The sequence below is a fragment of the Erysipelothrix sp. HDW6B genome (genome assembly GCF_011301115.1).
Lineage (GTDB): Bacteria > Bacillota_I > Bacilli_A > Erysipelotrichales > Erysipelotrichaceae > Erysipelothrix > Erysipelothrix anatis.
Window position 1 is genome coordinate 358086 of the sequence record NZ_CP049860.1, and the last position, 24619, is coordinate 382704.

At 37.8% G+C, this 24619-nt stretch carries 18 protein-coding genes, 1 tRNA gene and 1 other annotated feature; of the genes, 11 read left to right on the top strand and 8 right to left on the bottom strand.

All coding sequences use genetic code 11. The features are described 5' to 3' along the window. Positions 1-194 precede the first annotated feature (194 nt). Positions 195-749, bottom strand: coding sequence for a hypothetical protein (locus tag G7061_RS01665; RefSeq protein WP_166118197.1), 555 nt, complete (start codon positions 747-749; stop codon positions 195-197). A gap of 220 nt (positions 750-969) precedes the next feature. On the opposite strand from G7061_RS01665, the gene G7061_RS01670 reads away from it, so the two are divergent. Beyond that, positions 970-1491 carry a hypothetical protein gene (locus tag G7061_RS01670; RefSeq protein WP_159647031.1) on the top strand — a complete coding sequence of 174 codons (522 nt, stop codon included), beginning with the start codon at positions 970-972 and terminating at the stop codon, positions 1489-1491. A 636-nt stretch (positions 1492-2127) separates the two neighbouring features. Here the strand turns inward: G7061_RS01670 and G7061_RS01675 are convergent. The 3 genes from G7061_RS01675 to G7061_RS01685 form a co-directional block, all read right to left on the bottom strand. Continuing rightward, on the bottom strand, positions 2128-2574 hold the full coding sequence (locus G7061_RS01675; RefSeq protein WP_166118200.1) for a hypothetical protein: 447 nt from the start codon (positions 2572-2574) through the stop codon (positions 2128-2130). A 13-nt stretch (positions 2575-2587) separates the two neighbouring features. After that, positions 2588-3367: a hypothetical protein gene (locus G7061_RS01680; RefSeq protein ID WP_159639715.1), complete on the bottom strand. Its 780-nt coding sequence runs from the start codon at positions 3365-3367 to the stop codon at positions 2588-2590. Between the two features lie 198 nt (positions 3368-3565). Beyond that, the gene (locus G7061_RS01685) at positions 3566-4303 is read right to left on the bottom strand and encodes a recombinase family protein (RefSeq protein ID WP_166118203.1); all 738 of its coding nucleotides are present in this window, start codon (positions 4301-4303) and stop codon (positions 3566-3568) included. A gap of 694 nt (positions 4304-4997) precedes the next feature. On the opposite strand from G7061_RS01685, the gene G7061_RS01690 reads away from it, so the two are divergent. Beyond that, positions 4998-5756 carry a hypothetical protein gene (locus G7061_RS01690; protein WP_159639712.1) on the top strand — a complete coding sequence of 253 codons (759 nt, stop codon included), beginning with the start codon at positions 4998-5000 and terminating at the stop codon, positions 5754-5756. Between the two features lie 368 nt (positions 5757-6124). Here G7061_RS01690 and G7061_RS01695 read toward each other — a convergent pair. Next, positions 6125-6198 (bottom strand) — tRNA-Thr (locus G7061_RS01695). 172 nt (positions 6199-6370) lie between these two features. On the opposite strand from G7061_RS01695, the gene G7061_RS01700 reads away from it, so the two are divergent. After that, positions 6371-7270: a sugar phosphate nucleotidyltransferase gene (locus tag G7061_RS01700; RefSeq protein ID WP_159639711.1), complete on the top strand. Its 900-nt coding sequence runs from the start codon at positions 6371-6373 to the stop codon at positions 7268-7270. 64 nt (positions 7271-7334) lie between these two features. Further along, the gene (locus G7061_RS01705; protein WP_166118206.1) at positions 7335-8534 is read left to right on the top strand and encodes an MFS transporter; all 1200 of its coding nucleotides are present in this window, start codon (positions 7335-7337) and stop codon (positions 8532-8534) included. Positions 8535-8568: 34 nt separating this feature from the next. Here G7061_RS01705 and G7061_RS01710 read toward each other — a convergent pair whose 3' ends face one another. The 3 genes from G7061_RS01710 to G7061_RS01720 all read right to left on the bottom strand — a co-directional run bounded on the left by G7061_RS01710 (position 8569) and on the right by G7061_RS01720 (position 13139). Then, complete coding sequence (locus G7061_RS01710) at positions 8569-10908, bottom strand: pullulanase (RefSeq protein ID WP_166083179.1); 2340 nt, start codon at positions 10906-10908, stop codon at positions 8569-8571. A gap of 175 nt (positions 10909-11083) precedes the next feature. Continuing rightward, positions 11084-11923 carry an aldo/keto reductase gene (locus G7061_RS01715; RefSeq protein WP_166118209.1) on the bottom strand — a complete coding sequence of 280 codons (840 nt, stop codon included), beginning with the start codon at positions 11921-11923 and terminating at the stop codon, positions 11084-11086. Positions 11924-11993: 70 nt separating this feature from the next. Further along, entirely contained in the window at positions 11994-13139 is a 1146-nt protein-coding gene (locus G7061_RS01720) for a TraB/GumN family protein (RefSeq protein WP_166083181.1), read from the bottom strand. Positions 13140-13280: 141 nt separating this feature from the next. Here G7061_RS01720 and G7061_RS01725 point away from each other — a divergent pair, with 141 nt between their 5' ends. The 7 genes from G7061_RS01725 (at position 13281) to rpoC (ending at position 24469) form a co-directional block, all read left to right on the top strand. Continuing rightward, positions 13281-13670, top strand: a complete 390-nt coding sequence (locus tag G7061_RS01725) for a helix-turn-helix domain-containing protein (RefSeq protein WP_159634350.1) — start codon at positions 13281-13283, stop codon at positions 13668-13670. Between the two features lie 79 nt (positions 13671-13749). Continuing rightward, positions 13750-14604, top strand: a complete 855-nt coding sequence (locus G7061_RS01730; RefSeq protein WP_166118212.1) for a metallophosphoesterase — start codon at positions 13750-13752, stop codon at positions 14602-14604. A gap of 95 nt (positions 14605-14699) precedes the next feature. After that, positions 14700-14817, top strand: a sequence feature (ribosomal protein L10 leader region). Positions 14818-14855: 38 nt separating this feature from the next. After that, a complete protein-coding gene (gene rplJ, locus G7061_RS01735; RefSeq protein ID WP_159634342.1) occupies positions 14856-15449 on the top strand; it encodes a 50S ribosomal protein L10 in 594 nt (197 codons plus the stop codon). Between the two features lie 20 nt (positions 15450-15469). Continuing rightward, the gene (rplL, locus tag G7061_RS01740; RefSeq protein ID WP_159634339.1) at positions 15470-15841 is read left to right on the top strand and encodes a 50S ribosomal protein L7/L12; all 372 of its coding nucleotides are present in this window, start codon (positions 15470-15472) and stop codon (positions 15839-15841) included. 24 nt (positions 15842-15865) lie between these two features. Beyond that, positions 15866-16447, top strand: a complete 582-nt coding sequence (locus G7061_RS01745) for a class I SAM-dependent methyltransferase (protein WP_159634336.1) — start codon at positions 15866-15868, stop codon at positions 16445-16447. A gap of 97 nt (positions 16448-16544) precedes the next feature. Further along, on the top strand, positions 16545-20678 hold the full coding sequence (locus G7061_RS01750) for a DNA-directed RNA polymerase subunit beta (RefSeq protein ID WP_166118215.1): 4134 nt from the start codon (positions 16545-16547) through the stop codon (positions 20676-20678). A 14-nt stretch (positions 20679-20692) separates the two neighbouring features. Beyond that, positions 20693-24469, top strand: coding sequence for a DNA-directed RNA polymerase subunit beta' (gene rpoC, locus G7061_RS01755; RefSeq protein WP_159634330.1), 3777 nt, complete (start codon positions 20693-20695; stop codon positions 24467-24469). Positions 24470-24619 lie beyond the last annotated feature (150 nt).

A 24619-nucleotide genomic window follows, 5' to 3' on the forward strand; every position in this document is an offset into this window, starting at 1 on the left:
TATCCCATGAGTAAAGATATGAATGCGGTTTCTTTTATAAAGTAAATAAGAATAAATGGTGGAGTTTGTTTAATTGGTCGCAATCGTACAGCATGAGATTGTTCGAACTTGCTTAAGACTAAACAAAAATGAACGGAAATGAACATTTGTAGCGATTACAAAATTATCCACAATTTATGATGTAGTGTGAAGTACTATTGGTTTAATACGATGATAAATCCCTCATCTTGTACATCTTCAACGAGGTCTTTCAAAGTGTCGCCGCTCTCGTCAACCAAATCAGAAATGATGAGTTGGCGTGCGTTTTGTTGGAAATCAATTCCGACAAAATAGAATTCTTGTTTTTTGTGTCCGTATCGGTCATAAGTAACCTGAAAAACTTTACCTACTTTATTGGCACTTTGACTTGCACCGATTTCTGTCATTGAAAAATCATTGATGTAACCATGTTGTTGTTTATATGTGTATCGATAATTTGCATAGTCATGTAGGTATGCATCAACTGTGTCAATAGTTAGGCTTGTTGCATCAGGTGATGCAGATGCGGTGGTGTCAGGTGTAGGGGTAATAGTGTTAGAATCACTTGGCTTACCGGAGTTTGTTTGCAGTGGTGTCTGAATGTGAGACTCTGTTACGTTGTGTTCTGGCAAAATTTTGAAAATGTAGATTCCCGACCCCATTATCACGATAATTAAAAGTAAAATGATCACGGATAAAAGTCCGATAACAATAGTATATTTTGATTTCATAATGTTCCCCTTTGTATTTGCGTATTATACATCATGGTGAAACATACATCGGAATAATGGCATGAATTACGTATCTTATGTCTTTAAAAAATGCATCTGATGCGTAAGTTATACCACTTAAAAACGTATGTTATACCACTCAAACAGATACCGTGTATTCATAAAAAAGACCTGTGATATATTTTTCTCATAAACCGAAAGGTTGAAGGAGAAAATGAAAATGAGTAAACTACTTAAATTGTTATGTATTTCCATTCTATCCACATTATTGATAATAGGAATAGCAATACCTGTGAGCGCGGATGAAGATATCATAAGAGCTGATGCCACAGTTGAGACTACAGAAATAGTCTTTATAACTCAAACGGAGATGGATCTAATAAATATGGAGTTGTTTGGAACAGACTTCAAAAGAATAAAAAGAGACAGATATGACTATCCGAAAAGAACTACCATCAGTTATGGTAGTTACAACGGGTCATCGGTATATTCAATGGCTGCTGGAATGGCCGCTAGTCTTCTAACATTTGGTAATCCAATACCAGCACTATTAGGTTTTTCAGCTGCAGTATATCAAAGAGTTTCGTACGGGACTGATTTGTACTATACCATCACGAGAACTCAATCAAGAGTTGACGGCGTAACAAGATTAAAGGCTAAAATCGATGTCTATCGAAATGCTGATTATTCTGTTTGGGTTTATGGTACAACTCTTACACGTGAGTATACTATTAATGACTGATTTCAAAAATCTCACAGGATCCTCTTATGCAATTGTAATTGTAAATCTACTCTTCGGAATACTCTTTAAATACAAATCAATAGATGTAGATATTGCATCATTTATGATTATTTTTCTAATCTTATTAATAGACATAAGAGGTCAATCAAAAGAGAGGAAATCAAACAAAACATATCGAAAACTCATTCCTATAATTCTATTTTTACTGGTTGTTATATGGAAAAGTGTGTTTATTCCTTTCCCCTATGTATAAGAAATAGACGTTATACAATTATCTATGCCCTAAATCTATCGCCTAGTTTCTTATATTGATAATGTTTAGCTTCTGATTTTATACTGAGTTGTTTGCGACATTTATGAACGAGATTATCTGAAAAGTAAAAATCTAATTCATTATTTTTTCGAATTACTGAAGCAATATCATTAAAAAACTTCTGATTTAGCTAAAATCAGAAGTTGCTTTTCTTTGAATGGTGGCACCCCTATTAACATAATCGAACTTTGTGCCGATTGTGTAAAGGGTCTTGATTAGTTTCTGTTCAAATACGCTTAAGTAATTGAACTTTGCATTATAATTATGGCACTATTTCATAGCGATGACAAGCACCATTTGTAATAAAGTGGCTTGTCATCTGTTTAATAAAAGGAAAAAACAAAACTAATTCTTTCATTGCTCTCATCAACAATAATTAACAATTTGTCATTTTTATTAGGAACTAATGCTAAATATAAATTGTCCAAAGTATTTAAATACTCGATTATCTCAGTATTTTTAATTTTAAATATTTCTTCACTTATATCACTAGGAAAACTTAATATAGATTTTGGGTTAGTTATACTAATATCGCTGTCTTTTAAAAAATCAGTAACATACTCTTTATACTCTGGAGATAGTCTATAAACATAGCAGTCAACACCATCACCATGTATGCCTCGTTCTTTATCAGAATAGCTATATAATAACTCTGAAGTAGGCTTAAGTAAATTCCACTGATTAAATCGCATTGTTTCATTGCTTTGGTTACATGCAGAAAGTGATAAAAGTAAAAAAAATGCTGTAAGTTTTATAAATGATTTTTTCATATTAAATTATTTCTTATTTATATTGTTGAATTCTTACGTTGTATGGAACAATTGCTCCATAATATTGAGCATTATACATAGCTCGAACTGCCACCCCTGCTAATCCTCCATAATTATCCTCGTATGCAAAATCATAATAATCAGATATTACTAATAATTTATTTGATGCGGTGTACGTATAATTAAAACGATGGATTGCATAATACAAATCCATATTTGAGTTTGATCCTGTAAATGATGACGACCCACTGTGGTTTTTTGTAGAAACTAAATTATTAAAAAAATCTGAACTTCGTACTTTTGAACCATTCGTTGGATAGTAAGTATTATTTTTTGATTTATTGACAGTAGCATATGTTAATAATTCAGCTGACAAATTATACCCCTTGTTTTTAAAATAAGCAATTATTAAAGCGGCATTTGATTTTCCTGTAGCATATCCTTGCTGTTGTATTTCATCGTCATACTGCGAAGAACGTCGAAATCCACTTTCGATTGTTTTATCTTCTTCTGGAACTTCTACATAGTTTAATAATTCTGATAAAGATTCAATCATTTGCGTAAGTTGAATTTTCTTTTCAAAATCAGACGTTATCGACAATTCGTATTTTATTTCGGTGGTGTAATTTATTAATTCTTGAATAATTTCTTCATTTGATAACTCTTCTTTTATATCTGCTATTGTGACTTCATATAATCCTGGTTGTTCTTCAGCACTTACAGGAACTATCAAACACAATGCCATCATACAAGATAAAATTGATACACTAACTAATTTCAAAATCTTTTTCATTGGTTATACCTCCTTGATTTGAAAAAGAAATCCTTATTCAGTTTTTAAATATTTGTATTCCTTTCTATGGCTATATTACTGTCATTATATCAATTTCAAGAAAGAAGTAAACGCTTTCATTTTCCGATAAACTTGTTATCCAATAAAAAATATTCGTCGCTTGAACAATTCGAAGACATTATTACTTATATTCAGTATCTATAACATACTTTTTCTCATATTTACAGACACTTCGATTACGACTTTTTTGATGTGCTTCTTTTTTTGAACGATCGACAAATGAAACCAGTCTATAGGCAGATTTGATTTAGATGCTAACTCTTGGAGATACAGCCTACGAGATTGGCTAATGAACTTCTTTTCAATTCTATATGCATTCTTACTGATTTGTTCTTCTTCGTACAATTCTTGAACTATTTTTTCTTTTTGCTGAATTTTCTTAAATTCTTTTTTAGCTTCTTCCGAAAGAGTTTTGTTGGTTCTCACTAATATTTCTGTTGTAATCTCAAAGCCTAATTCATCATCAAGTTTTATTTCACTATATCTTTTTAAACACTTTGAGCATAGGTAGTAGCGACATCCTTTTGATGATTTATCGTTAATACAAATATTGTCACAATCAAAACATCGTACTTTTTGATAATAGAGGTGTTTAGTTGATTTCTTACTATTGCGTTTTCTTGTACCTAATAGCTTAATAGCTTTCTCTCTTAATTCTACACTAACCAAAGGTGGGGCTATTTTATAGAATGTTTTATCCAAGTCTTTTCTATAATCCATTCCTATGTACACTGTATTCTCTAGAATTCGACGAACACTATGTACATTCCAATTTAGTTTTCCATTCATATATCCATTAATTCTTAAGTACTCGACAACTTTTAGTATAGACATATCATCTTCTACATACAGATTATGGATTAGTTTAACAACCATTGATTCATCGTCATTAATGTATAACATATGGAAGGCTATTACAAACGCGTAAATGTAGATGTAGAGTTAATATATAATGCAAGCGGCAAAATACACTTGCTCGCTATGTACTGGGGTGATAAGCGCTTTGAGATAACTGAATTTGAATCTAGATCTTTCGTGAAGAGCCAAACTGGATACACATGCGAAATGTACCTCGCAACGATTGATGGCAAACAGAAGAAGATTTACTTCTCTGAGGGATTGTTCTTTGTAGAGATTGTAAGATAAAAGACATGTTAAATCATGTCTTTTATCTGTTGAAATAGATTTTCGGAGTGATGATGATTTTCTGATTATTTCCTTATCCGAGTTTTTCTTATTAATTTTTCTGGTTTAGTGATGTAGTGAAAATAGCATTTGTACGGTTTTAAATAAATGAAAACAATAAAAAACGCACTATACAGTGCGTATTATTTATATATGGCAGGGGTAGCACAACTCAAATGATCGGTGGGGGTCATTTGAAAAGAATCGTATCTCAGGGGGTGGGATACGATTTCTTTATGATATAATTTATGTGCAAGCATTTTTGTTCTTGTTTTTTTTGCGTTTTAGACATCAAATACAACATTTTAATCAAGTATACTATTTCACAAATAACACATATGTTACGTTTTTCCTATAAACCGAAAGGTAGAAGGAGAAAATGAAAATGAATAAATTATTTAAGATGTTTAGTGTTTCCGTTTTATCTCTTTTGATGTTTATGGTTGTAGTTGTGCCAGTTAATGCGGAAGGGTCGCGTAATATAACTGATGATGATATGGAGTTATTAGTAAATACAGTTTTTACTCCAAACAGTGAGCGATTGTATGAAGAACTTGATAGTGATGAAATAATAATGATTTTAGAACAGTACGTGATTTATAAAAAGAACATGAAATCAGATTATACGATAAACATAGCTTCATTAGACGAGTCAAATTTGATAACGAAACAGCGAAGTAAAAGAGCGATAACTGAAACATATGTTTCTCTTCCTTCAGGGAAGTATTCAGCAACGACATATTGGGAAGTCAAAACAAGGGGGTATGGTCAACAAGTTACAACTTTATACTTAACCGCATCACTGGCAAATAAATATGTTGCTCAAAACCAATCATCTGGATCAGAAACTGCCTTAAAATATTTATTTGACCTTGCGTTTTCTGCAATCCCCAAATATGGACCAGTTATCTCAGTTGCGCTGGCGGTGGTAGATGTCTTAGATGCACACTTTTATAGTCAAATTGCCAATTTATCCACTAATGGAAATCCTGTTGAAATTCGTCTAAGTAGAAGTAGTCAAGGTTCAAGTCGAACGGTATTAGGTTGGAATGGTCGTACTGTTCGTTCAAGAAATGGGTCAAGTGGGAATGCACATGTCACAACAACAGAATCAACAACTATTCATTGGAGTAGTTCGAAGTAATGAAAAGTAAATTGATTGTGCTTGAAATACTCATACTAGTAGGGAATTCATCAATAATTTGGCTACTATTTTTAGCCAACTTAAAAGGGATGATTCCTCATTATATAGCAATTGCTGTTATTTGTATCACCGGCATCGAATATAAACTACTAAATGACATAGTTCGAAAATAAATCTTTTAGTTAATTTGCGAAGCTAACTTGATGAGCACCAAGGTTCAATATACTAAAGACACGAGAAATCGTGTCTTTAGTATATTGAACCATTGAAGTTGAAAAAATGCAGAATAGTAAAAGATGTATACCCACTGTATCCCCAAGTCAATAAAATCATTAAAAAACCCACTAAATAGTGGGTTAATTTCTATATGGTGCCGCCACCGAGAATCGAACTCGGAACTGAGCATTACCATTGCTCTATTTTACCATTGAACTATGGCGGCATGTGCATTTCAATGATACTCAAATTAACAATAAAAAGCAAGATGAGAATTAAACAAAAAAATGAAGTTTCGTGATTGACCGAAAAGACAATGATTCATGAGTCAAAAACAAAATACTATAAGAATCAAAAGTTGAACTATGATACAATGAACAAGACAATAGGAGGATACTATGAAAGATCTAACTTTAGTAATTCTAGCAGCCGGAATGGGAAGCCGTTACGGTGGGTTAAAGCAAATTGATAAATTTGGTGCAAGTGGTGAAGCTATCATTGATTTCTCAATCTACGATGCAATCCAAGCAGGATTCAAAAAATTAGTACTAATCATTCGAGAAGAACACAAAGATATTTTTGAAGAAGTTCTCGTATCGAAAGTACGCCCACATATCGAAGTTGAATATGCATTCCAAAACATTACGGATGTTCCAGAATGGTTTGGAGGTGTTGAAGGCCGTGAAAAACCATGGGGAACAACACATGCGCTCCTTGCAGCACGTAATACCGTGAATACACCGTTTGTCATTATCAATGCTGATGACTACTATGGTAAACACGCATTTGTTGAAATGGCGCGTTTCCTCAACGAAGAAGTTACAGATACAAACGCATCCATGATGGGTTACATCGTGGACAATACAATTACCGATAATGGAACAGTAACACGTGGTGTATGCCAAAACGAAGGTGGATACCTAACAGATATCGTCGAAGTTGATGGAATTCGTCGTACTGAAGCGGGAGTTGTTGGTGGTGACGATCAACATCTTATTGCAGATGGAACACAAGTATCTATGAACTTCTGGGGCTTTACACCAGCTATCTTTGAAATGATGGAAGGCAAATTCGAAGCATTCCTCAAAGATGAAGTGGCTGCAAATCCAATGAAATCAGAAGCGCTACTTCCAAATGACGTTGGAGCATTAATTAAAGAAGGCAAACTCAAAGTTCGTATTCTTGACACCCCAGATCGTTGGTTTGGTGTTACTTACCAAGATGACAAGCCAATGGTACTAAAACAATTTGAAACATTCCAATCAGATGGAACATACCCATCCGACTTATGGAAATAGACAAAACACATAAAAACATCTAAACTAAAGTAGGCAATTGCCTACTTTTAATTATGGAGGGCTTATGCGCGGATTTATTGAAAAACATAAAATGACAATATTTATTGTCTTAAACTTAATACTAACGGTGGGAATGAACTTAGCACACCCCGTCACACCATCCTTGCTAAAAGATTTAAACCTACCCCCACATGTATTTGGTGTTTCGTTTGCAGCGATGTGTACGACCAACTTTATTTTTGCGCTGATATGGTCGAATATGGCTCATAGTATGAAAAAGTCTAAAATACTGGCGATTTCATCAATTGGTTACGCGTTAGCGCAAATCCTCTTTGGTATTGCGCATACCGAAGTTGAAATTTATATTGCGCGGTTGATTAGTGGTGTCTTTGCTGGAGGGTTCCAAGTCGGGTTTATGAGCTATATTGTCAACAATGCAAAGGTTGAGGAACAGGCTCACTATATAACGATATCATCCGTTATTGTAAGTGTTGGTGCAGCACTTGGATTCTTTATCGGTGGATTCTTGGGAGATGTTGACGTTCGAATGACATTTATGATTCAAGCAGCTATGCATATAATTTTGGGGATTCTTGTTTACATTATTCTTGTGCCGACAGAAGTGTTTGAGGAACGTAAAATTGATACCCGTAATGTCCTCAAAGAATCGAATCCAATCAAGATTGTCAATAACTCCAAACACTTAATGATTGGTTTTATGATTCCACTATTGGTCACGGTTTTTATTACATCGATTGGATCAACATTGTTTGATCAAAGTTTTAATTATTATATAAAAGATATTTTTAATTTTGCACCAAGTCAAAACGGGATTATCAAATTTATTACGGGATTGTTTGCGGTGGTCCTTAATATTATTTTAATCCGACGGAAACAAGTTTTTGGTCGCGTGTTCTTACGCAATCTCTTCATTGGGATGGCGACGCTAGCTGCGATTGTAGCGTGGTTACCAACAGAATCAGGATTTGTTGGTGTTTCATTACTATGGTTCGGGTCCTATACAGTCATGATTCCAGCACTGCAGAATGCAGTTTTATCGAAGAAACAAAATGCAACCGAAGGAAATCAATTAGCAGGCTTGTATAATGCTTTGATGATGTTTGGGAAAATCTTTGGGGCACTTGTAACGAGTGTTGTCTATACGATTAATCCAATTTTAAGTTTTGTAGTTTCGGGTCTATTATTCTTGATCGCCTTTGTGATTATTGCAATGGCTAAAGAAACGCCCACAATACAACACTAAAAAAGTAAGTGTCTTCTGACACTTACTTTTTTTGTTAATCATGGAAACGAATAATTGTAGCTGTGAGTGGATCAAGAATAAGGGTTTGGCCTTTAATCATGACCCCATCAAAAAAGTTCAAGCCATTAAGATTAACGTTCGATCGATCAGCAATGATGACGCCTTCGGAAAGATTTCGCGCATAACCTGATAAATCTATATATCGCTCGAGATTATCGGCATTCACAACGACAAGATATTCGCATTGACATCTTGGGTCATACGAAGCGTATGCAATTGTGAGGTCGTTTGGACCAATACAACAGGAATTAATCAGTCGTACATTATCGTGAATCGCTTGACGTGTTGGATGTGTAAATGCGTGTGTGCTACGACGTAAGGCAATTAGCCCTGCAGTATAGTTCATCGTTTTTACGTGTTCGGGATAATTCACAAAGTCTGTTACCTTGCGCCACTCAAAGCGGTTTATTAAGTCACTAGCCTGATAGGAGTCGTGGACAAAATATGGATTTGTGAAGGGTGTTCCATCCTCATTACGCATCATTGTTGATTTGTAAGGAAGTGCGTTAATGTCATCCAGAATTTGTTTGGTACGTCCGTATTCTTGCCCGCCATGCAGGAAAGCAGTACCTTGCGATGTGAGGATGATCAAGTTACCAAGCCGTTGGCGTTGTAAAATCTCCGTCTCGAAAAATTTAGGATCCTTACGAATGGATTGTGCGAGAACATCGTGTAGCGTGAGATTATCATGTGCTGCAATATAATTAACAACATCCCCGGGATCATCAGCGTAAAAGTTACTTGGGTTTGCGATGATATTATCATAAATAGTATGAATGCTTCGCGCTCCGCCTGTGAGGAAACGTGGTTGCCCTTCGCTCCCATAACCTGACTTTAATTCATTGCGCATTTCATCGGAAAATGAACCGACGGCTTGAGTATATTGCATCCACTGCTGATCAGCGGCGTGATCAATTCGAATGCCTTCATCACCTGCGTAGGAAAGCCAACCTTCACCAATCATTAAAATATTGGGATTGATGGCTTTTGCTGCGTCAAAGGCGTTTTGGATTGTGGTGGCATCATGGTCACCCATCATATCGAATCGGAACCCATCAATTTTAAATACTTCTGTAAAATAACAAATTGAATCGATTAAGAGGCGTCGGCTCATTGCGTGAGTCGTTCCAAGACGGCCACCACCAAAACTCTCACGAGGTGATGCATCAAGATTCATAAAATGATAGTAATTGGGTTCAATGTCTTCGAGGATGTGTATTTGTGCCGTATGGTTGTAGACAACATCCATGGTAACACCCATGCCACGATTGTGAATTTCTTGAATAAGATTCTTGAATTCGATGATGCGCAGCTCGGGGTTGCGTGGGTCTTGAGAGTACATTCCGGTTAGTGAGAAATAACTATGTGGATCATACCCCCAATTATAGTTGTTGTTTGCGGACGTATAGTTAAGAATACGATCACGGTTGAGTTCATCAATGAAGTAGTAACTCATGACAGGCAGAAGTTGGATGTGGGTTACCCCTAAATTTTTAATATAATCAAGTTTTTCAATAAAAGCTGCGAAAGTTCCAAACTCAGCTTGAAGCGTTTCCGAAATATCGGGGTCTGAAGTAAAGTCACGAACATGGATCTCATAAATGATGGCATCCTCTCGTGTTTCATACCCTTGAATGGATGCAAAATCAAGCTCTGGACCTAGCTGTTGCGCATTTACAATAGCAGCTTTACCAATTGTAGAACCGGTATCGCTTGTCCATGCCGACATGGACTGAGCATAAGGATCTAGAGTGAGATAAGTTTGACCATCACGAAGGATTTCAAACTGATAAAAGAACCCGCGAACTGAGGTGAGTGATGTATTTTCCCTATTAAGAAGACCATGCCATACCCCATGTGTTCTTCTATCCATCGCAAAACGTCCAAAGACAAGCTCAGGATTATCTTTATCATAAAGAACAAGGGTTACCATTTCTGCGCTTGGTGCCCACAAATAAAAATCTGCGGTTCCGTCAGGATACAACAAAGCCCCCAAAGGTCCATCATATTGATAAAGTTCATCTTTGAGCTGCCATGCCATGATAACGGGATATGTCGCGCCACCAAGGGAAACATGTGTTGGATAATTAACATCATAATCGCCGATCAAATACACAGTATGTTGATCATATTCGATTTGAACATCGACAGGTTTGAATTGCATGGATTTGTTTGTAAGCATAAGCTTCTCTAAAATATTGTCAGTGGTAAAACCTGCGGTCGTTGTGAACTGGAGAATAACAACACTGTCATTAACCAGTAGTGCACTTTTTATTATTGAATCAGAGTTGTGATCGGGTTCGGGATACATCATAAAATCACCCTTTCTAGTTTATTCAACTTGAAAAGTGTAGTGGTTGAATAAAATTAAGCCATTAAAGTATAAGGCAAGACTTGCAATTCTTGCAAGTTATGACATAAAAAGCGAATCCAAAGTTATCAACAAGCCTATTTGGCTAAGTGTTGATTTTTTTGAATTCGCAACGAAATTAGTAATTTTTAGTATCGGGGTTGGGTGCAGTTCCTGCAACGCCATGTAACGCATCGATGCGTGCCATATCTTCGTCAGAAAGTTCAAAATCATGGATCTGGAAGTTTTCTTCAATTCGTGATGGTGTTACCGATTTCGGTAATGGCAAGAAACCATGCTGTAAAGACCAACGGAGTGTAATCTGTGCAACAGTACGGTTATACTGTGCAGCGATCGCAATGAGCTCCGGAACTTCGAAAAGATTACCGGTTCCCAAAGGACTGTACGCTTCCGTAAGCATGCCATGATCTGTATTATACGCTACCAAATCTGCTTGCATGTCACTTGGATTTAAGTAAATTTGATTAACCATGGGTTTGATGCGTGCAATTTCGTACAATGCTTCAAGATGATGTTGGTGGAAATTTGAAACGCCAATCGCACGAAGTTTGCCTTGCTCATAAGCATCTTCAATCGCACGCCATGTTTCGCTATTGATACCCTTCCAGTCATCGCGATACGCAACAGGATTTGGCCAGTGGACCAAATACAAATCAATGACATCGATTTGTAATTTCTCTAAAGATGCGTCAATTGCTCTCATTACTTCATCATAATGACGCATATCATTCCACAATTTTGTAGTAATAAAGAGGTCCTTGCGATCAATGCCACTTTCTACAAGTGCATCACCAACACTTTGTTCATTACCATATATTGTTGCGGTATCGATGTGACGATATCCGACATCCAGTGCTTTGAGAACGGACGCTTTAGCAACGTCACCATCGGGGGTTTGCCAGGTTCCAAAACCAATTGCAGGTATTTCAACGCCATTTGTTAATGTATAGTTTTTCATGTGTAATCCTCCTACATGTAATTATACGTTATATTCAAACAGAGATAAATTAAAAGCCTCTTTGAAGAGGCTAAAAGTTGAAGAGGGTTTTAATGATATTCCCACCAGCAATAAACGTTCCGATTGAACTGAGCAAGTTGGTGAGTAACAGTACAAGTAAAATACGTAAGACCTTATTTTGAAACCAACGTTTTGGCTTTGTGATGTCATCTGACAATGCGTCAAAATCTTTGGTGGTCGGTGGGCGTTGATAGGCCTCCATGAGACCTGCAAAAATCCCGACTGCAAGAAATGGGCTTAATGTTCCGATTGGTGCAGTAACTAGCGTTGTAAGGATGGTGAGTGGGTGCGCACCAGCAATGATAGCCCCCAGTGTTGCAAGTCCAGCACTAAGACCCATCCAAACAAGAAATTGCTGTAGCCCTACTTGAGGGTTTCTAAAAGTAAGCAGTGTTACAAGTAGAATCAAGATTCCAGGAACAAGCCATTGAACCCAAGAATTCTTTTTCTTAGGAGGAACAACATTGAGTTCGCTTAGCGAATGAGTTTCATATAAAGCTTCGATAATGCCCTCGGTATGTGCAGCGCCAATAACAACAACTATTGTATCACCATAAACGGCTTTAATTTTCTCAGCCATGTAGTAATTACGTTCGTGCAAAAGGCGTAATGAGACATCCGGCAAATGTTCATCCATTTCTCGCACTGCTTCAAAAAGTAAGTCACTTTGCTTTAATGCTTCAATATCCGCACCATCCACAGTATCATCTGTGAAGAAACTGGTGATTAACGTGGCAATCAAGTTTAGCTTTTTCCAAAATGTCAGATTACGCCAGATGCGTTGAAAAGTTATTTGGACATCACGGTCGATCATGTGTGTTCGAGCACCAATCGCTTGAGCACTTTCAATCGCCTGAAGCATTTCTTGGCCAACTTGAGTGTCAAGGTCATCGGCCATTCGCTTCTGATAGGACGATAGAATCAAGTTGGTTACAAACGACCCGACTTTTTTATTTTTAATGACTTGTTTAATGTCAATATCTTTTTGTTCGTCACGATGTTGTAGGCTGTGTGCACGTTGGGCATCGAGCTCAATACAAACGGCATCGGGTTGCGTAGTTTCAATTACCATTTTTACTTCTTCAACGGATTCTTTCGATACGTGGGCAGTAGAAACAAAATGGATCACTTTATTTTCAAAATTTATCGTTTTCATGCAATTACCTCTAGCCATATGATACCAAAAAATACTTCAAAATTGGAATTTTTAAATAAATTGCGAAAAGTATGAATAAACTTGTGAAAAACCATATTAAAATGCGTAAAATCATGTATAATGAAACGCGGTGATGGAAAGATGTTACATTTTAATTTAAGAAAAATTAGAAAAGAACTCCGTCTAACACAGAATAAATTAGCTTCACGTATAAACTATTCGCAGCAAGCTGTTGCGAAATGGGAAAGTGGGAACTCGAATCCTGATATGAGGAACCTCATTCGTCTTTCAAATGAATTGAAAGTAACGATTGATACCCTGGTTCGAGAGGTACCCGACGCAATCGATCAAAAGCATTGTGCAGTGAGTATTAAGAGAAATTTATTCCACGTTGTTAACAACGTGAGTTCACACGAAGAACTAGGTGTTGATTTATATAGCCTGGATGAAGCTGACAAGCTTTTACTTGTCGATGAATTGTTCGATTGTCTCGTCAATAGTTCGGTAATCGCAAGAAACACAGCAGAATAACAACATAAGTGTTTGATGGAAGGAGCGAAAGCTCCTTTGTTTGTGTTAAAATCGAGATAGTAGAAACGAGGCTTTATTTATGAGGGTTGCAGTAATTAGTGATATTCATTCGAATTTGCACGGATTGAAGTGGGCGCTACGTGATGCAGAAAATCGCAATGTTGATCGCTACATATTTCTTGGAGATTATATCACTGACGGCTATCAAGATAATGAGGTACTGGATTTGGTGAGAGAATATGGAGATATCCTCATCTCTGGGAATCGTGAGCGAATTTTTGAAACATTTGATTTTGACTGTGTTCCAATTAATATGAAACCGATTGCCTGGACATATGCGAACTTAACTCAAGCCAATCGAAAGTACATTAAAACGCTCGCGCGAATAAAAGAAATAGAATTGGGAGGCTATCGTGTTCTTGTAATCCATGGGGATGGCTTTGAACACTATGCATCGATTGAGAAGGCATTTGATGCCCTTATCGAATCCTATACCTTTGATATCTGTCTATTTGGACACTCACATGATGCGCAGAACTATCATTATCGTGGAAAATACTTTATCAATCCAGGTTCGGTAGGTATACCAATCACGCAAGCCGGTTATCAATATAAAATCGTGTCTTTTACGCCCAAACTTTCGATAGCAACCTACAATAGACAAACGCACCATAATTTATCTGCGATTGCGGAAGACTATAAACAGTCTCAGTACTATCGCGATAATCCATTGTGGGCGTCACTCATTCTGCGCAATATAATTACAAGTGAAGATTTTGGTCCGAAGTTTTGGGGATGCTTTCATGAAATCACGACATCCTACACGCATCTAAATCTGGACGATCGATGGCAACTTACGTTCGCGCTCTATAATAAACGTCATTGTAAGTCAAAACACCGATGTGTCCCCAAAAAGCTTGATAAGAGTCTCTAAAAAACGGCACACCAACAAATATGTAATACTTTCCTAAAATAATTAGAAAAAATGTCACGATAAGATTGACATTCGCTCAAATGTTGGTAAAATACTAGTGTTATCAAAATATGCCAAAGACAGCAACGGCCTAGCGCTTAATCATGTTGCCGAGGTAAAAGTATAAAAAACTTTTAAACCTACGTCTTTGATGTGGGTTTATTTATTTGGTTATAATTTGATTTCCGCGAGATCGAATGGAGGTGAATCATTTGCGTAACGAAGTCTTAGAAAATAAGAAAGCAGTTGTAGCAGAGATTCAAGATAAGGTTAAAAATTCAGCATCATCAATTATTGTTGAGTATCACGGATTAGACGTTGTACAAATTACAACATTACGTCGCCAACTTCGTGAAGAAGGAATTGAGTTCAAAGTTTACAAGAACAAATTATTCCAACGAGCAGTTGAAGGTACAGAATTTGAAGGCTTGAAAGATGAATTAGTCGGTCCTAACGCTGTAGCGTTCGGTACTGATGCAGTAGCACCTAGCCGTGTACTTGCACAATTTGCTAAGAAAAACAAAAAATTAGTCCTCAAGGCTGGTGTAGTTGACGGAAACATCGTTAACGCTGAAGAAATTAAAGAACTTTCAGCATTACCAAACCACGATGGCATGATTTCAATGTTACTTGGTATGTTCCAATCACCAATCCGAAGCTTTGCATATGCTGTGTCACAAGTGGCAGAACAACGTGCAGAAGCTGAAGGAGTTGTTGTTGAAGAAACAGCTGCTGAAGCAGTAGCTGAAGAAGCTACAGAAGAAGTAGCAACAGAAGCAGTTGTTGAAGAAACAACTGAAGCTTAATTAGAAGGAGAAAATTTACAATGGCTAAATTAACATCAGAAGAATTAATCGCTTCCCTAAAGGAAATGACAATTCTTGAATTAAACGAATTAGTAAAAGCAATCGAAGAAGAGTTCGGAGTTAGCGCAGCAGCTCCAGTAGCAGTTGCAGCAGCAGGTGCTGAAGAAGAAGCAGAAGGACCAAGCGAAGTTTCAGTTTACATCAAAGAAATCAGCGGTTCAAAAGTTGGAGTCATCAAAGCACTTCGTGAAATCACAGGTCTTGGAATGATGGAAGCTAAAGCATTAGTCGATAGCGCACCAGCAGCAATCAAAGAAAACATCAAACCTGCAGAAGCTGAAGAGCTTAAAGCTAAGCTCATGGAAGCTGGCGCAGTTGTTGAAGTTAAATAATTCAAAACTGATTGAAGATAATCTGTGAGTCATTACTTTACAGACAATTCAGATCTAAAGCAAAACCGGAAAGAAGTTCCTTTCCGGTTTTTAGACATTGAATATGTCGTTCATTCAGATGATGGTGTGTTTTCTAAGAGTGGTCTTGATCGAGGAACCGAAGTTCTTCTAAAAGTCGTAACAAATCAAGAATTAACGGGAAATGTTGCGGATTTAGGAAGTGGCATTGGTGTGATTGGCGTTATCTTGTCATCGTACTTTGATATCAATATCACAGGGGTTGATGTTAACCCACGTGCAGTTGAACTCGCAAACTTAAATTTTAAACGACACGATGTAAAAGGAATTAACATCGTTCAAGATGGGTTGACGGGAGCGTTTGATGCAGTCATTAGTAATCCCCCAATTCGTGTTGGAAAAGAAAAATTATACGAATTATTCGATTCAGCGTACGAATCACTTACTCGCGGTGGGTCATTCATATTTGTAATGAGAAAATCTCATGGTGCTAAAAGTGCGCAGGCAAAATGTATCGAATTATTTGGTAATTGTGAACTATTAAAAAAGGACAAAGGTTTTTATGTCTATCAAGCCAAAAAAGATTGACTTATGGGTCACGAAGTGATAACATATAAAATTGCATAATAGTGGATTTATGCGCGTTTTTTTGGTTGTTGTAAAAGTACAGGAAAGGATGGCATAAATGGGAAAAAACCAAGTATATAGTGTAAAGAAATTTGGTAACAAAGCGACACGTCGTGACTACTCACAAGTTAGTGGAACTTTGGAATTGCCAAATTTAGTAGAAATTCAAACGGAAGCGTATGAATGGTTTAAAAATGAAGGTCTCGATGAGGTTTTCAATGAAATCTATCCTATTCAAAGTTATAACGAAAATGTAAAACTGAAATTTGTTGGTTACTCATTCGGAGAGCCGAAATATGATGTAGAAGAGAGTCGATCACGCGAGGCAAACTATGCCGCGCCTTTACGTGCTGTCATGCGTCTTGAAATAATTAACAAACAAACAGGTGAAGTTATCGAAAAAGAAGAAGAGGTCTTTTTAGGCGATCTTCCTTTAATGACAGATAACGGAACATTTATCATTAATGGTGCAGAGCGTGTTATCGTATCACAAATCGTTCGTTCACCAGGGGCTTACTTCAAGTCCGAAACAGATGATAAGACTGGACGTGAAACATTCATGTCAGAACTTATCCCAAGCCGTGGTACATGGTTAGAATTTATGAGTGACGATCGTAAGGCTGCTAACGGACGTGTTTTAAACATGAAAGTTGACCGTAAACGTACAATCGTTTCTACAATTCTATTTAAGGCATTTGGTCTAAGTTTAGACTTACAAGAAGGTGAAGATACATTTGATGTTTCATCATTCAAAACATTCTTACGAACATTGGACTTACCAGTTCATGATGAGTGGGAAGAGTTAGATAGTGAACGTCGTGAGTTCTTAACATTGTATGCACTTCTTTATACTGCATACTTTGGAAACTATCCTGAACTTGTAAATACATTAGCATTAGACAAAACCGTAACATTCGAGGATTCATTACGATCAATGTACGAAAACCAACGTGCAGATGAGATTCCAACAACGGATGGTGCGATTAACTTGATGAACGCGAAGTTTTTAGATCCACGTCGTTATGACCTTAACAAAGCGGGACGTTTCAAACTTCATAAAAAACTTGAAATCTTTAACCGTATTAAAGATACATATCTAACAGAAGATTTAGTAGATCTTCAAGGAAATGTAATTTTTGCAAAAGGAACACACATCACACACCGTGATGATGTCAATAAAGTTCGTGATGTATTACGCCATGGTGGATACATGAACGTGTTCCCACTTCGTAATATTTTCTCAGCTCCAGGTGTTGATACATTTGAAGTTACAGAAAATATCAACCTAGTCGGACGTATCCTTGCAAAAGATATCTACGAAGATAACTTTGAATTTGATCGTGGAACAGTTTTAACAGAGCAAGATATCGCAACTCTTAAAGGATTTGAAATTACAATCTATACAGGAATTGCAGCAAAACCTGTTCAAGTAACAGCAGATAACGTATGGTCAGTATTAAACTACGGACAACGTCTCTTCACATTTGGTCGTCTTCAAACGGCAACTGGTGAGACATTGATGTCAGCAAAAGGAACACCTGTTGTTGATCTATTCGTACCAAATGTTAACCACCCACGTTTAAATAAAACAAACGAAAAATTGGTCACAGAATCATTAAATGATGGCCCACTAACACTTTGGTTAGTTGGTGCAGCAATGCAAGAAATGTATGTTTCGACATCAGAAGATCTTCAAGACCAAGTTAAAATTGTCGGAATGGACCCATTGTTGGATAAAACAACAATCGTGGCGTCTGATGTTTACTCAACATTCTCATACTTCTTAAACTTCTTAGATGGTTTAGGAAACGAAGATGACATTGACCAATTAGGAAACCGTCGTATTCGTACCGTTGGAGAATTAATTCAAAATCAATTCCGCATCGGATTAAGCCGTATGGAACGTGTTGTTAAAGAACGTATGTCAATCTCATCAGATTCAGCGAACTTAACACCAAAAACACTCACAAACGTACGTCCATTGACTGCTATGGTAAAAGAGTTCTTCTCTTCATCCCAGTTGTCACAATTTATGGACCAATTAAACCCGTTAGCAGAACTTACCAACAAGCGTCGTATTTCAGCGTTAGGACCGGGTGGTCTTACACGTGATCGTGCCGGTTTCGAAGTTCGTGACGTTCATACATCACACTACGGCCGTATCTGTCCAATTGAAACACCTGAAGGACCAAACATTGGTTTGATCTCTAACTTAACATCATATGGTCGTCTAGACCGTTATGGATTCATCCAAACACCATACCGAATCGTTTCGGAAAATGGTGACGTCTCAGAAGATGTTGTTTACTTATCAGCTGATGATGAATTCGAATATGTTATTGCGCAAGCGAACGAAATCGTTGATGGCAAACTTGTAAATGATGAAGTTGTTGTTCGTTACCAAGGAGAAAACATTCTTGCACGTCGTGAGACTGTTGAATTGGTTGACGTTTCACCAAAACAAATTGTTTCGGTTGCGACTGCAGCGATTCCATTCCTCGAAAATGATGATGCGTCTCGTGCGCTCATGGGTGCCAACATGCAACGTCAAGCGGTGCCACTCTTAATCCCTAATTCACCTTATGTTGGAACAGGTATTGAGCATCGTATTGCGAAAGACTCTGGATCTGCTGTTATCTGTAAAACAGATGGTATGGTTTCATATGTTGACGCAAATAAAGTCATTGTTAATAGTGTAGAAGGAAAACCTCGCACCTATACAATGCAAAAATTCCGTCGTTCAAACCAAGGAACTGCAATTAACCAAAAACCACTCGTTAAGATTGGTGAAAAAGTATTTGCAGGAGATATTCTTGCTGATGGACCTTCAATGCAAAATGGAGAGTTGGCATTAGGACAAAACGTTACTGTTGCCTTCATGACATGGAATGGATATAACTACGAGGATGCGATCATCATGAGTGAGCGTCTTGTAAAAGAAGATGTTTATACATCAATCCACATTGAAGAATATACAATTGAAGTCCGTGAAACAAAACTCGGACCTGAAGAAATTACACGCGATATACCAAACGTAAGTGAAGTCGCAAGTCGTCATCTTGATGCACGTGGAATCGTAATGATTGGTGCTGAAGTAAAAGAAGGCGATATCTTGGTCGGTAAAGTAACACCAAAAGGCCAAAGCGAAATTTCACCTGAAGAAAAACTATTACTTGCTATCTTTGGTGAGAAATCACGTGAAGTTCGTGATAACTCATTAAAAGTTCCACATGGTGGATCAGGAATTGTTCAAGACATTCGTATCTTCCGTCGTGAAGATGGACATGATTTGCCACCTGGAGTGAGTGAAGCTGTTAAAGTATATATTGTACAAAAACGTAAAATCTCTGAAGGAGATAAGATGGCGGGTCGTCACGGTAATAAAGGGGTTATTTCTCGTATTTTACCTGAAGAAGATATGCCGTTCATGGAAGATGGAACGCCAGTTGACATCATGCTTAACCCATTAGGGGTTCCTAGCCGTATGAATATTGGTCAAATTCTTGAGTTACACTTAGGTATTGCAGCGAAGAACTTAGGCGTTAAATTTGCAACAAGTGTCTTCGATGGTATCGAAACAGATGAGCTCTTCCGTATTATGGAAGAAGGAAATGTCGCACCTGACGGTAAGATGGTACTTTATGATGGACGTTCTGGTGAACGTTATGATGAACGTATTTCAGTCGGTGTAATGTACATGTTGAAACTATCACACATGATCGATGACAAATTACATGCTCGTGCAACAGGTCCATACTCACTTGTTACACAACAACCACTTGGTGGTAAGGCACAAAATGGTGGACAAAGATTTGGAGAAATGGAAGTTTGGGCACTTTATGCTTATGGTGCAGCGAACACACTTCAAGAAATCCTTACAATCAAGTCTGATGACGTCAATGGACGTACGAAGACCTATGCCGCAATCCAAAATGGTGAAGATATTCCTGAACCAGGAATGCCAGAATCATTCCGAGTGCTTAAACATGAGCTCCAAGCATTGGCGCTTGATGTTAAATTCTTAGATGAGAATCAAGAAGAAATTATCGAAAGTGAAGAACGTATTGAGGATGGAAAAATTGCGCCACAATACGGCACTGCACCTGAAGAAGAACCTGTAGAAGATACAGCAGATGAAATTTCAGAATACGAAACAAATGCTGAAGATGAAAACTTTAGCATAGAAGCTTAAGGAGGCTGATGTTGATGAGTAGTAATAAAGAGTTTGCCTCAATCCAATTGGCCTTGGCTTCACCAGAACGCATCCTTGAATGGTCGCACGGTGAAGTTAAGAAACCTGAAACAATTAACTACCGTTCACAAAAACCAGAACGTGACGGTTTATTCTGCGAGCGCATTTTCGGTCCAACAAAGGACTGGGAATGCTACTGTGGAAAATATAAAAAAGTACGTTACCGCGGTGTAATTTGTGACCGCTGTGGTGTTGAAGTAACAAAATCAGCTGTACGTCGTGAACGTATGGGTCATATTACTTTAGCAGCTCCAGTTGCTCACATTTGGTACTTACGTGGAATTCCTTCACGTATGAGTTTATTATTAAACATCACACCAAAAGTATTGGAAGAAGTTGTTTACTTTGTAAAATGGGTTGTTACAGATCCAAAAAACTCAACACTTCAATACAAACAAATCATTGACGACCGCGAATATCGCGATTATGTTAATGAATTTGGACACAATGGTTTTGTCGCGCAGGCAGGTGCTGAAGCGGTAAAAACATTACTTGAAGAAATGGACTTAGAAGCAGAACGTAATGATGTTCTTGCGCAACTTGAATCAGCAAAAGGGGATAAACGTAAACGTTTAATTCGCCGTCTTGAAACAGTTGAGGCTTTTGTAAATTCAAACAATCAACCAGAATGGATGGTGCTCACTGAGCTTCCAGTCATTCCACCAGATTTACGACCAATGTTACAACTTGATGGTGGCCGTTTCGCAGCATCTGATGCTAACGACCTTTACCGTCGTGTAATTACACGTAACAACCGTCTAAAACGTCTCTTAGAAATGGGAACACCACAAGTTATCGTTCAAAACGAGAAACGTATGCTTCAAGAAGCTGTGGATGCACTTATTGATAACGGACGTCGTTCAAAACCTGTTACAGGTGCTGGTGGACGTGCATTAAAATCACTATCACACAGTCTTAAAGGGAAACAAGGACGTTTCCGTGCTAACTTGCTTGGAAAACGTGTTGACTTCTCAGGTCGTTCAGTTATTGCTGTTGGACCGGACTTAAAAATGTACGAATGTGGTATTCCAAAAGAGATGGCAATTACACTCTTTAAACCATTCGTCGTCAACGAAATGAAAGTTCGTGGAATCAGCAACAACGCGAAAGCAGCTGAAAAACTTATCGAGCGTCAAGACCCTCGTGTTTGGGATATTGTTGAAGAAGTTATCCAACATCACCCAGTTCTCTTGAACCGTGCCCCTACACTTCACCGTCTTGGTATTCAAGCCTTTAAACCAAAAATGATCGAAGGTCGTGCAATTCGTCTTCACCCTCTTGTAACACCTGCGTTTAACGCGGACTTTGATGGTGACCAAATGGCGGTCCACGTTCCGTTGTCAGAAATGGCACAAGCTGAGGCAGAATTACTCATGCTTGGATCACGCAATATTCTTGGACCAAAAGATGGAAAACCTATCGTTACACCATCACAAGATATGGTTCTTGGAAACTTCTACCTTAACATGGAACAATCGCCAGAAGAATTCTATGAAAAGGCAGACAAATTTGAAGCACGTGGCGACTTAACGGAAGCTGCGAAATGGCGTCGTTACGGTGATAACCAAGGGAAATCATTCCGTAATACTTCAGAAGCACACCTAGCATACGAAAACGAAGTAATTCACTTCCATACACGTATTAGTGTTCGTGCATCATCGTTATCGAAGAAAACATTTAGCGCAAAACAAAACGACTTGTACTTAGTGACAACACTTGGAAAACTGATCTTTAATGAAATGTTCCCAAGTGACTTCCCATACCTCAATGAAGTTACAGCAGATAACTTCAAGGCTACACCAGATAAATTCTTTGTGCAGCCAGGTCAAGATGTTCGTGAAGTCATTGCAGCAATGCCATTGAATAACGACTTCAAGAAAAAAGACTTAGAGAAAATCATCAAAGAAATCTTTGATCGTTACTCATTAACCAAAACATCCGAAATCCTCGATAACATCAAAGACCTCGGATTCAAATATTCAACAATTGCAGGTATTACAGTTTCACTTAGCGATATCAACGTTGCGCCTAATAAAGCAAAATACGTTGAAGAAGGTAAAGAGAAAGCTGCACGCCTTATGGTTCTTTACAAACGTGGACGTTTGACTGCCCAAGAATGGGAAGGAAAACTCATGTCATTGTGGGATGGAATCAAAAACCGTGTTGGTGCTGAGTTAATGGAAAACCTACCACGCCAAAACCCTATCAACATGATGGCGACATCAGGAGCTCGTGGTAACGTTTCTAACTTTACGCAGCTTGCTGGTATGCGTGGTCTGATGGGGAAACCAACACAATCTAAATCAAAAGCTGGTTATCAACCATCAATTATTGAGGTTCCAATTTATTCTTCATTCCGTGAGGGATTGAACGTTAGTGAATTCTTCGTTTCAACCCACGGTGTGCGTAAAGGTCTAACCGATACAGCGCTTAAAACTGCTGAATCAGGATACCTCACACGTCGTCTTGTCGATGTTGCTCAAGATGTTACCATCGTTGAGGAAGATTGCTACACAGATAACGGATATGTCGTTCAAGAAATTGTCGATCGTAAATCTAACTCAGTCGTTGAGTCATTACACGACCGTCTTGTAGGACGTTACATTAAAGAAACAATCGTTGATCCAATGACACGTGAAGTAATCATTGAAGAAGACGAATTTGTTGATGAATTAACTGCAAAACGCATCGTTAATGCTGGCGTTAAGCAAGTACGTATTCGTTCAGTCTTTACATGTGAATCTAAACATGGATCATGTGTAAAATGTTATGGACGTAATATGGCTACAGGTGAAGATGTTGAAGTTGGAGAAGCAATTGGTATCGTTGCGGCGCAATCAATTGGGGAACCAGGAACTCAACTTACAATGCGTACCTTCCATACCGGTGGGGTTGCCGTTGCAGGTGGAGAAGATATTACTCAAGGTCTTCCTCGTGTTGAAGAATTGTTCGAAGCACGTTCACCGAAGTTACCTGCAGTTATCTCAGAAATTCATGGAAACATTACAGATATTCATCCAGCCGAAGATGGATTGGGTTATGTCATTACTGTTACCAATGAAACTCGTACAGTAGAACACTTAACATTACCACACCAACCTGCTCGTTCATGGTTGAAAGTTGGTTCAGAAGTTGAAGCTGGAGATAAATTGACAGAAGGATCAGTTGATCCTAAGAAACTTATGGAATATGCTGGACGTCTCGCAGTTCAACAATACATCCTTAAAGAAGTTAAGAAAGTTTACCAAAGTGGTGGTATTGAAATCTCAGATAAACATATCGAGGTTATGATTAACCAAATGATGCGTAAAATCATCGTTATCGACGGACAAGACACAGGAATCTCTCCTGGTGTACAAATGCACGTTGAACGTATGCAAGATATCAATACAGAAATCCTCATGGAAGGTAAAAACCCAGCACGTTACCGCGCTGTCCTTCTCGGTATTTCAAAAGCCTCTGTTGAAACAGAAAGCTTCTTATCAGCTGCTTCATTCCAAGAAACTACAAAAGTTCTTACAGATGCAGCAATTAAATCGAAAATTGATCCGCTTATGGGTCTTAAAGAGAATGTTATCATCGGTAAGAAAATTCCGGCTGGTACTGGATCAGTTCTCTACCGTGAATCTACAGAGCGCGTCAAGGAATTGGCAGCACGCTTGAAAGAAGAACGTGAAGAACGAAATGCAGTTCAAGAAGAAGATTCAATGATGAGCGAATTTATTCGTTAACATAATACAAAAATAGACAACTTCGGTTGTCTTTTTTATATATTCAAGTAAATGCTCTGAATATTATGCTATCTTGCGATAAGTTATATGAAAATTGCGATTAGAACCTTGCAAAAGTGAAAGCGTTATCATATAATGTATGAGTAAACC

Bases quoted from the DNA above. Each gene is read 5' to 3' on its own strand.
- G7061_RS01720 (WP_166083181.1), bottom strand. From the start codon at position 13,139: ATGAAAACGATAAATTTTGAAAATAAAGTGATCCATTTTGTTTCTACT.
- G7061_RS01670 (WP_159647031.1), top strand. From the start codon at position 970: ATGAGTAAACTACTTAAATTGTTATGTATTTCCATTCTATCCACATTA.
- G7061_RS01705 (WP_166118206.1), top strand. From the start codon at position 7,335: ATGCGCGGATTTATTGAAAAACATAAAATGACAATATTTATTGTCTTA.
- G7061_RS01715 (WP_166118209.1), bottom strand. From the start codon at position 11,923: ATGAAAAACTATACATTAACAAATGGCGTTGAAATACCTGCAATTGGT.
- rpoC (WP_159634330.1), top strand. From the start codon at position 20,693: ATGAGTAGTAATAAAGAGTTTGCCTCAATCCAATTGGCCTTGGCTTCA.
- G7061_RS01665 (WP_166118197.1), bottom strand. From the start codon at position 749: ATGAAATCAAAATATACTATTGTTATCGGACTTTTATCCGTGATCATT.
- G7061_RS01725 (WP_159634350.1), top strand. From the start codon at position 13,281: ATGTTACATTTTAATTTAAGAAAAATTAGAAAAGAACTCCGTCTAACA.
- G7061_RS01750 (WP_166118215.1), top strand. From the start codon at position 16,545: ATGGGAAAAAACCAAGTATATAGTGTAAAGAAATTTGGTAACAAAGCG.
- G7061_RS01730 (WP_166118212.1), top strand. From the start codon at position 13,750: ATGAGGGTTGCAGTAATTAGTGATATTCATTCGAATTTGCACGGATTG.
- rplL (WP_159634339.1), top strand. From the start codon at position 15,470: ATGGCTAAATTAACATCAGAAGAATTAATCGCTTCCCTAAAGGAAATG.
- G7061_RS01710 (WP_166083179.1), bottom strand. From the start codon at position 10,908: ATGATGTATCCCGAACCCGATCACAACTCTGATTCAATAATAAAAAGT.
- G7061_RS01685 (WP_166118203.1), bottom strand. From the start codon at position 4,303: ATGGTTGTTAAACTAATCCATAATCTGTATGTAGAAGATGATATGTCT.
- G7061_RS01680 (WP_159639715.1), bottom strand. From the start codon at position 3,367: ATGAAAAAGATTTTGAAATTAGTTAGTGTATCAATTTTATCTTGTATG.
- G7061_RS01690 (WP_159639712.1), top strand. From the start codon at position 4,998: ATGAATAAATTATTTAAGATGTTTAGTGTTTCCGTTTTATCTCTTTTG.
- G7061_RS01700 (WP_159639711.1), top strand. From the start codon at position 6,371: ATGAAAGATCTAACTTTAGTAATTCTAGCAGCCGGAATGGGAAGCCGT.
- G7061_RS01675 (WP_166118200.1), bottom strand. From the start codon at position 2,574: ATGAAAAAATCATTTATAAAACTTACAGCATTTTTTTTACTTTTATCA.